This is a genomic window from Hypericibacter sp., assembly GCF_050729195.1.
Classification (GTDB): Bacteria; Pseudomonadota; Alphaproteobacteria; order Dongiales; family Dongiaceae; genus Hypericibacter.
This window is the reverse complement of record NZ_JBOHKS010000197.1, coordinates 1-8,361: the sequence shown is the minus strand read 5'-3', so window position 1 is coordinate 8,361 and position 8,361 is coordinate 1. Positions and strand designations below refer to the sequence as shown.

Sequence of the window (8,361 nt, the reverse complement as noted above, 5' to 3'; positions counted from 1 at the left end):
CTCGACAATCAGGCGGGCCCCCGGCCTGGCATCTCGGGCAGCGCACGTCGGGCGCTGACGATGTCGATGGCGGCGATGGCGACGCTGGCGGTCCTGATCTTCCTGATCGCGCTCGCCTTCGGCCTCGAGACCACGATGCTGGTGGCCGGCATCGTGGCGACGCTCTGCCTGCTTATGGCGATGCGGCTCTGGTACTTGAGCCGCGAGAGCATTTGATGGGATTGTATAGGCGCTGGTTGCAGAAGATCTATGGCGAACGGACCTTTCGGAAGCGAGCCGACGGCAATTACGACTTCATCAACTATGGGCTGTTCGTCTGGCCCTATATCCTTACCGACGAGCAGCGGACGCTGATCGAGCGAAAAGTGGTCCAGCCTTCAGACTGGATGACGAGCATCGCGCTTCTTGTACTGATTGCAGTTATCACGGTAGGATGCATTACACCCACCAGCTTTGGCGATCTCTTCGGATTCTGTCTGATGTCAAACGCGTCGATCGTCATTCTGGCGTCGAGTGTGTGGCCTCTCATCTGGGTGAAGATGCGGTTACAGAAGGCGCCGCGTCACTCCAGGCCCTTCTATTTACCTCCGCCGTTCACATCCAGTTTCGATGCGTCGGCAATGGTATGCCGTGCGCCGGCCTTGTTTCTGTGGGCAGGGATGCTGATCTGTTTCGGCGCATCCGGACTCACTGCTGTGTGCGCTGCGAGGGATCTCACCAGGGGAGCGCTCGAGCAAGGTTGGAGCGGAGTTGGTGGAAGTTTGTTCTTCGTGACCTGGGGGCTCATCTGCCTGCTGAGATGGTGGGGTCGCCCGAAGGACTGGGCTCCTCTCAAACCTGATGGCACAACCGATCTTCGCATCATCAAGATGGGCCAACCGAAACCAAAACCGTCTGGCTCGGATAGGCCGGCGTGTGAGCAGTGACGTGGGCCTCGCTTGCTTGCAGGTATTTATTTAAATAATTGAAATATATAGTTAAAATATGAAAATCCTGTGTGCTTGCGGCCATGGCCGGCCGGGCGATAGGGTAGCGTCTGACGCCCGCTCGGCGACTGCCTTCTCGCCCGTTTCGGGCCTCCTTTCGATCCAGGAACCATTCGCTCTTGCGCTATATCTCGACCCGCGGTGCTGCGCCGACGCTGAAATTCGACGAGGTCCTGCTGGCGGGCCTCGCCAGCGATGGTGGCCTCTATGTGCCGGAGAGCTGGCCGCAGATTTCGGCTGCCGAGCTGCGGCGCTGGCGCGGGCTCTCCTATGCCGATCTCGCGATCCGCGTCATGTCGCCCTTCCTCGGCGACACCGTGCCCCAGGCCGCCTTCGAGCGCATGGTGCGCGACGCCTATGCCAGCTTCGATCATCCGGCCGTGGTGCCGATGAAGCAGCTGGGCGAGCGGCTCTGGTCGATGGAGCTGTTCCATGGGCCCACGCTCGCCTTCAAGGATCTGGCGCTGCAGCTTGTCGGCCGGCTCTATGACAATGTGCTGGCCTCGCACAATGCGCGCGTCACCATCGTCGGCGCCACCTCGGGCGACACCGGCTCGGCCGCGATCGAGGCCTGCCGCGACCGCAAGAGCATCGAGATCTTCATCCTCCATCCCGAAGGCCGCGTCTCCGCCGTGCAGCGCCGGCAGATGACGACCGTGGCCTCGAAGAACGTCCATAACCTCGCGATCCAGGGCTCGTTCGACGATTGCCAGGATCTCGTCAAGGCGATGTTCAACGACCGGCCGTTCCGCGAGGCGCACAAGCTGGGCGCGGTCAACTCGATCAACTGGGCCCGCATCATGGCCCAGATCGTCTATTACTTCCGCGCCGGCCTCGAGCTGGGCGCGCCCGACCGCGCGATCCGCTTCGCCGTGCCGACGGGCAATTTCGGCAATGTCTATGCCGGCTATGCGGCGCGCCAGATGGGGCTGCCGATCGAGAAATTCATCGTTGCCTCCAACCGCAACGACATCCTCACGCGCTTCTTTGCGTCCGGCAGGATGGAGATTCTCGGCGTCGAGCCCAGCCTCAGCCCCTCCATGGACATCCAGGTCTCGAGCAATCTCGAGCGGCTGCTGTTCGATCTCTATGGCCGCGACGGCAAGGCGCTGGCGGTCGACATGGAGAATTTCCGCAAAGGCAAGTCGATGACGCTCTCGCCGGCGCGCCACCAGGCGGCGCTGCAATGGTTCGAGGGCTTCCGCCTATCTGACGAGGGCACGCTCTCCGAGATCGGTCGGCTGTATCGCCTGACCGGCGAGCTCACCGATCCGCACAGTGCCATCGGCATCGCCGCCGCGGTCGAGGCGGCCAAGACCGGCGAGACACCGGTGGTGGCGCTGGCGACGGCCCATCCGGCCAAATTCGCCGAGGCGGTCAAGCGGGCCACTGGTGTCGAGCCCCTGCTGCCCCCACATCTGGCTGACCTGATGACCAAGCCCGAACGGTTCGAGCGCTTGCCCAACGATCTCGGCGCGATCGAAGCCCATATCAAGCGGCGTCTCGCCGAAGAGGTCCATGCATGAGTGACGACAGCGTCCGCGTGACGAAACTCGATAACGGCTTCACCATCGCCTCCGATGCGATGACGAGCGTGGAGACCGCATCGATCGGCGTCTGGAGCGCGGTCGGCACCCGCCATGAGCCGCCCGAGCTCAACGGCGTCTCGCATATGCTGGAGCATATGGCCTTCAAGGGCACCGAGCGGCGCAGCGCCAAGGACATCGCGGTCGAGATGGAATCGGTCGGCGCCTCGATCAACGCCTATACGACGCGCGAGCGCACGGCTTACTACGCCAAGCTGCTGGCCGACGATCTGCCGCTGGGCCTCGATGTCCTTGCCGACATCCTGCAGCATTCGGCCTTCGATCCGGGCGAGCTCGAACGCGAGCGCACCGTGATCCTGCAGGAGATCGGCCAGGCCGAGGACACGCCCGACGACATCGTATTCGATCATTTCCAGGCCGCGGCCTATCCCGATCAGCCGATGGGTCGCCCGGTGCTGGGCACCGAGGAGACGGTGAAGCGACTCAAGCGCGGCGATCTGCAAGGTTACTTGCGTGGCAGCTACGGCCCCGAGCGGCTGGTGCTGGCGGCGGCGGGCCGCGTCGATCACGATTTCCTGGTCGAGCGCGCCAAGGCCCTCTTTACCGACCTGCCGCAGGGCCGTCCCGCGGCCACGGTGCCGGCGCGCTATGTCGGCGGCGATCACCGCGCCGACCGCGATCTCGAGCAGGTGCATCTGGTGCTGGGCTTCGAGGGCGTCGGCTATCTGCATGAGGACTATTACCTGCAGTCCGTGCTCTCGACCCTCTATGGCGGCGGCATGTCCTCGCGCCTGTTCCAGGAGGTGCGGGAAAATCGCGGCCTGGTCTATTCGATCTATTCCTTCGCCTCCTCCTATGACGATGGCGGCCTGTTCGCGGTCTATGCGGGCACGGGCGAGGGCGAGGCCGGTGAGGTGCTGCCCTTGATCGCCGAAGAGCTGCGCCGCCTGCCCGAGGGGTTGACGGAAGAGGAGATCCGCCGCGCCAAGGCGCAGATCCGCGCCGACCTGCTGATGGCGCGCGAAAGCACCAGCGCCCGGGCCGAGCATCTGGCCCAGCAGCTTCAGGCCTATGGAAGGCCGCTGACGACGGCGGAGCTGCTGCAGCGCATCGAGGCGGTCGACCGCGCCTCCCTGGCCCGGTTCGCGCGCCAGCTGGCGGCGAGCCCGCCGACCCTGGCGGCGCTGGGCCCCGTCGGCAAGCTGCCGAGCGCCAAGCGCGTCGCCGAGGCTTTCGCGGCCTAGAAGCGTCAGGCTAGACTCAAGGGGACGAGAATCGGGTCAACCGGGCAGAGACCGACGGGGGAAGGGGGACGGGCGATGCTGTGGAGTCGTCGCGCCCTTTTGCCATCGGGCTATGGCGCCCGGCTGGAAGGGCAGGGTGTCTATCTACGCCCGCCGGCCCGGCTCGATTTCGCCGCCTGGCGGGACTTGCGCGAAAGCTCGCGCGATTTCCTGGTGCGCTGGGAGCCGACCTGGACCGCCGAGGCCCATGCCCGCGGCACCTTCGTCCGGCGCGTCAAATATGCCGGCGAGGAATGGCGCACCGACCAGAGCTACAGCTTCCTCATCTTCCGGCGCGAGGACGATGTTCTGCTCGGCGGCATCACGCTGGGCCAGGTCCGGCGCGGCGTCGCCCAGACCGCGAGCCTCGGCTACTGGATCGGCGCCGGCCATGCGCGCCGCGGCTATATGAGCGAGGCGCTCGGCTGCGTCGTCTCCTATGGCTTCGGCGAGTTGGGATTGCACCGCATCGAAGCGGCCTGCTTGCCCCATAACGAGGCCAGCCGAGGTTTGCTGCTGAAGCTGGGATTCAGGGAAGAAGGCCGCGCGCGCGAGTATCTGCGCATCGACGGCCGCTGGCAGGACCATCTGCTGTTCGGGCTGCTCGCCGGCGACAATTGGCGGAAGAAGGCTTAGGCGCGCTGCTTCAGGATGAGTCTTCCCTCTCCGCCCGCGCAGCGGGGGAGAAGGTAGGGTGAGGTGGGCTTTTCTTGCGCACACACCCTCACCCAGCTCCGAGTAAGTCTCCGCCACGCTCCGACTAACTCTTCGCCTCCATCTCCCTCACTTCGTGAGGGCGAGGAAAGAAAAACAAAATGAAGCGAGCGCCGCGCGTCCTACGCGTGTCCCGCTTGCCCCGACAGCCGCGACGCGCTGATGCCGATCTTGCCGATGGCGCGTTCCCATTTGTCGTCGAGGGCGGCGTCGAAGATGAGGGCGTCGTCGGCGGCGACCGAGAGCCAGCCATTGGCCTGGATCTCGGCATCGAGCTGGCCAGGACCCCAGCCGGCATAGCCCAGCGCCAGCAGGCTGCGGCGCGGGCCGCTGCCGGCGGCGATGTCCTTGAGGATGTCGAGGCTGGCGGTGAGTGCCACCTCGTCGCTCACCTGCATGGTGCCGGACGCGTTGTATTCCGAGGAATGCAGCACGAAGCCCCGGCCGGTCTCGACCGGCCCGCCGAAATGCACGCGGATGGATTCGATGCCGGGGCCGGGCTCGATCCCGAGCTGGGCCAGGAGGTCGGGGAAGGTGAGGGAGCCCACCAGCCGATTCAGTACCAGCCCCATGGCCCCTTCGGCGGTGTGGGCACAGAGATAGATGACCGTCCGGGTGAAACGCGGGTCGCGCATCGTCGGCATGGCGATGAGCAGATGCCCGGTCAGATATCCCGGAAGGGCCGGGGCCTGATCCTTGTCCATATCCATCTAGCTAGGGAACCCTGGGCGCCCTGGCAAGCGGCCTTCCGCCGCGCGGGGCGACACGGAATCGTGAGGTATTTTCAATCATCTGGTCATTATAATCCGGCCCGTCCCATGAAAACAGACGCTATCCGGAACGACCCAGAATCCAGGAGCGCCCGCCCCCGCCAGCCGGGGTCGAGGGCTCTGTGGCTGGCCGGATTCCTGGCCCTGCTGGGGCTGGCGGGGGCCCTTCCGGCCTTGGCCGATGGGGCGGCGGTCGCCACCCAGCCCCAGGTCGAGGTGGGTCTGATCTCGGCCCAGACGGCCGTGGGCCAAGCCCGCCAGATCCGGCTCGGGCTGCATTTCACCCTGGCCAAGGACTGGAAGACCTACTGGCGCTCGCCCGGCGATGCCGGCTATCCGATCGCTGTCGATTGGGCGGGCTCCGGCAATCTCGCCAAGGCCGATCTCCTCTGGCCGGTGCCCCATCGCTTCACCCTCTTCGGCCTCGATACCTTCGGTTACAAGGACGAGGTCGTGCTGCCGGTGATCGCGACCCTGAACGAGCCTGGCAAGCCGCTCTCGATCAAGGCGCATCTGCGCTACCTCGTCTGCGAGACCGTCTGCATTCCCTATGAGGCGGATCTGGCGCTCGAGATTCCGGCGGGCGATGCGCTCCCCAGCGCGCAAGCGCAGCTGATCGACCGCTATTACGCGCAAGTGCCAGGCGATGGCCGCGCGCAAGGATTGGCACTGGAGCAAGTCGCTCTCGCCGGCAGCGACACGAAGCCGAGCCTCGAGGTGACGGCGCGCTCCACGCTCACGGGCTTCACGACACCGGATCTCATTGTCGAGGCGCCGCCGGGGCTCTATTTCGGCAAGCCCGAGATCCAGCTCGGCGAGGACGACAAGCTCGCGCGTTTCACCTTGCCGATTACCCGCGAGGCGAATGCGCCGGCCTTGTCGGGTGCGGCCGTCACACTGACGCTGACCGACGGGATCCGCGGCCTCGAACGCAATGTCACGCTGAGCCCTGCTGCGAGCTCCGGTCAGAAATTCAGCGGCCTGCTGGCGATGATCGGCGTGGCGCTCCTCGGCGGGCTGCTGCTCAATCTCATGCCCTGCGTGCTGCCGGTGCTCTCCTTGAAGCTGCTGGGCGTTGCCGGCCATGGCGGCGGCGAGAAGGCCCATGTGCGGCTCTCCTTCCTGGTGTCGGCCGCGGGCGTGCTCGCGGCCTTCCTGCTGCTCGCCGCCATGCTGGCCGCGCTCTGTGCCGCGGGTCTCGCGATCGGCTGGGGCATCCAGTTCCAGCAGCCGCTGTTCCTGGCGATGATGGCGCTCATCGTCACGCTGTTCGCCGCCAACCTGATGGGCTGGTTCGAGATCACCTTGCCGGGCTGGCTCGGCAGTCTCGCGAGCGACGCGGACGAGGCCGCGGGACGTGCTGCCGACCGGCGGAGCCTTCCCGGCTATTTCCTCACCGGCATGCTCGCGACCTTGCTGGCGACGCCCTGCTCCGCACCCTTCGTCGGCACCGCCGTCAGCTTCGCGCTGTCGCGCGGGGCCCTCGACATCTTCGTCATCTTCGGCGCGATGGGGCTGGGGCTGGCGCTGCCTTATCTCGCGATTGCGGCCTTTCCCGGAATCGCCGTGGCGTTGCCGCGGCCCGGCCGCTGGATGATCCATCTGCGCCGCCTGCTGGGGATTGCCCTGGCGGCGACCGCGGCCTGGCTGCTGTCGGTCCTCGCCGGCGATATCGGAATCTGGGGCGTGGCGATCCTGGCCGGGCTGCTGATCGCCTTGGCGATGGCGCTCGCGCTTCTGCATCGCCTGCCGGACAACAAACGTCCGCTGCTCTGGGGCGGGGCGGCCGTCCTCGGCATCGCGGCGCTGGCCTTGCCGGCGCTGATCTCGAGCGGGCCCACCGCCCAGGCGCGCACGCAGGCGCAGGCCGGCCTCGCCGGCGGCTGGGTACCTTTCGAGGAAGCCCGCATCGGCGATCTGGTGGCGCAAGGCCGCACGGTCATCGTGGATGTCACCGCCGACTGGTGCATCACCTGCCTTGCCAACAAGACCCTGGTGCTGGACCGCCCGGAGATGAAGGCGGCGTTCGAGACCGCCAAGGTCGTCACCATGCGGGCCGACTGGACCCGACCCGACGAGGCGATCTCGCGCTATCTGGCCCGGTTCGGGCGCTATGGGATTCCCTTCAACGCGGTCTATGGCCCCAAGGCGCCCGAGGGCATTCTGCTGCCTGAATTGTTGAGCCGTGACGCGGTCTTGGATGCGATCGCGCGGGCTGGCCCGTGAAGCAATGCCGGAAGCCCGGCGATGGTCATGCCCAGAGCAAGGTCGGATCGGCTTCTATCAAGCCGATCCGTGAATCTTGCTCTGATTCTAACGACTAGAGACTGATTCACGTCTCAAGTCGATGCGACTTGAAACGATCAGGCTCTAGGGACTGGACAGAGTGGGGCTTGCGCCTATCTTAGGAGCAAGGCCAGACGCGGGAGGTTGCGCTCCCGTTTTTCATTTGGAAGAGAGGACTGACAATGGCGATCAAGGTAGGCGACAAGATTCCGGCCGTGGAACTCAAGACCATGGCCAGCGACGGCATGAAGACCGTCAGCACCGACGAGCTGTTCAAGGGCAAGAAGGTCGTGCTGTTCGCCCTGCCGGGCGCGTTCACGCCGACCTGCTCGGCGAAGCACCTGCCGGGCTTCGTGCAGCATGCGGAGAAGATCAAGGCCAAGGGCGTCGACACCATCGCCTGCCTCTCGGTCAATGACGCCTTCGTCATGGATGCCTGGGGCAAGTCGCAGAACACCGGCGACAAGGTGGTGATGCTCGCCGACGGCAATGGCGATTTCTCGAAGGCCGTCGGCCTGACCATGGACGGCACCGGCTACGGCATGGGCTTGCGCGCCTCGCGCTACGCCATGCTGGTCGACAACGGCACCGTCAAGGCGCTGAACGTCGAAGCCCCGGGCGCCTTCGAAGTCTCGAGCGCCGAAGCGGTGATGAAGCTGCTGTAGACGAGATTTTGTCCCTTCCCCCGACACGGGGGAAGGTTAGGAAGGGGGCTGCGCGATATCAGATAGCGAGCGGCCCCCTCCCTCGCCCTCCCCCGCGAAGCGGCTAGGCC

Annotated in this window: 8 protein-coding genes; 7 read left to right on the top strand and 1 reads right to left on the bottom strand. The window is 65.8% G+C overall.

What is annotated here, in order from left to right:
- The 5 genes from ACREE8_RS15320 to ACREE8_RS15300 all read left to right on the top strand — a co-directional run.
- The coding region (locus tag ACREE8_RS15320) for a hypothetical protein (protein WP_431573878.1) at positions 1-216 on the top strand (216 nt) is incomplete at its 5' end.
- Between the two features lie 20 nt (positions 217-236).
- The gene (locus tag ACREE8_RS15315; protein WP_431573877.1) at positions 237-926 is read left to right on the top strand and encodes a hypothetical protein; all 690 of its coding nucleotides are present in this window, start codon (positions 237-239) and stop codon (positions 924-926) included.
- Between the two features lie 179 nt (positions 927-1,105).
- Entirely contained in the window at positions 1,106-2,512 is a 1,407-nt protein-coding gene (gene thrC, locus ACREE8_RS15310; protein ID WP_431573876.1) for a threonine synthase, read from the top strand.
- Entirely contained in the window at positions 2,509-3,777 is a 1,269-nt protein-coding gene (locus tag ACREE8_RS15305; protein ID WP_431573875.1) for a M16 family metallopeptidase, read from the top strand. The genes thrC and ACREE8_RS15305 overlap by 4 nt, the downstream gene beginning before the upstream one ends.
- A gap of 75 nt (positions 3,778-3,852) precedes the next feature.
- Positions 3,853-4,452, top strand: a complete 600-nt coding sequence (locus ACREE8_RS15300; protein WP_431573874.1) for a GNAT family N-acetyltransferase — start codon at positions 3,853-3,855, stop codon at positions 4,450-4,452.
- A gap of 200 nt (positions 4,453-4,652) precedes the next feature.
- Here ACREE8_RS15300 and ACREE8_RS15295 read toward each other — a convergent pair whose 3' ends face one another.
- On the bottom strand, positions 4,653-5,240 hold the full coding sequence (locus ACREE8_RS15295; RefSeq protein ID WP_225308540.1) for a YqgE/AlgH family protein: 588 nt from the start codon (positions 5,238-5,240) through the stop codon (positions 4,653-4,655).
- Positions 5,241-5,474: 234 nt separating this feature from the next.
- On the opposite strand from ACREE8_RS15295, the gene ACREE8_RS15290 reads away from it, so the two are divergent.
- Positions 5,475-7,526 carry a protein-disulfide reductase DsbD family protein gene (locus ACREE8_RS15290; RefSeq protein ID WP_431573873.1) on the top strand — a complete coding sequence of 684 codons (2,052 nt, stop codon included), beginning with the start codon at positions 5,475-5,477 and terminating at the stop codon, positions 7,524-7,526.
- Between the two features lie 242 nt (positions 7,527-7,768).
- Positions 7,769-8,251, top strand: coding sequence for a peroxiredoxin (locus ACREE8_RS15285; protein ID WP_431573872.1), 483 nt, complete (start codon positions 7,769-7,771; stop codon positions 8,249-8,251).
- The last annotated feature ends 110 nt before the right edge of the window (positions 8,252-8,361 follow it).

Excerpts from the sequence above, each read along its gene's own strand:
- ACREE8_RS15305 (WP_431573875.1), top strand. The coding sequence starts at position 2,509 with ATGAGTGACGACAGCGTCCGCGTGACGAAACTCGATAACGGCTTCACC.
- ACREE8_RS15300 (WP_431573874.1), top strand. The coding sequence starts at position 3,853 with ATGCTGTGGAGTCGTCGCGCCCTTTTGCCATCGGGCTATGGCGCCCGG.
- ACREE8_RS15295 (WP_225308540.1), bottom strand. The coding sequence starts at position 5,240 with ATGGATATGGACAAGGATCAGGCCCCGGCCCTTCCGGGATATCTGACC.
- ACREE8_RS15285 (WP_431573872.1), top strand. The coding sequence starts at position 7,769 with ATGGCGATCAAGGTAGGCGACAAGATTCCGGCCGTGGAACTCAAGACC.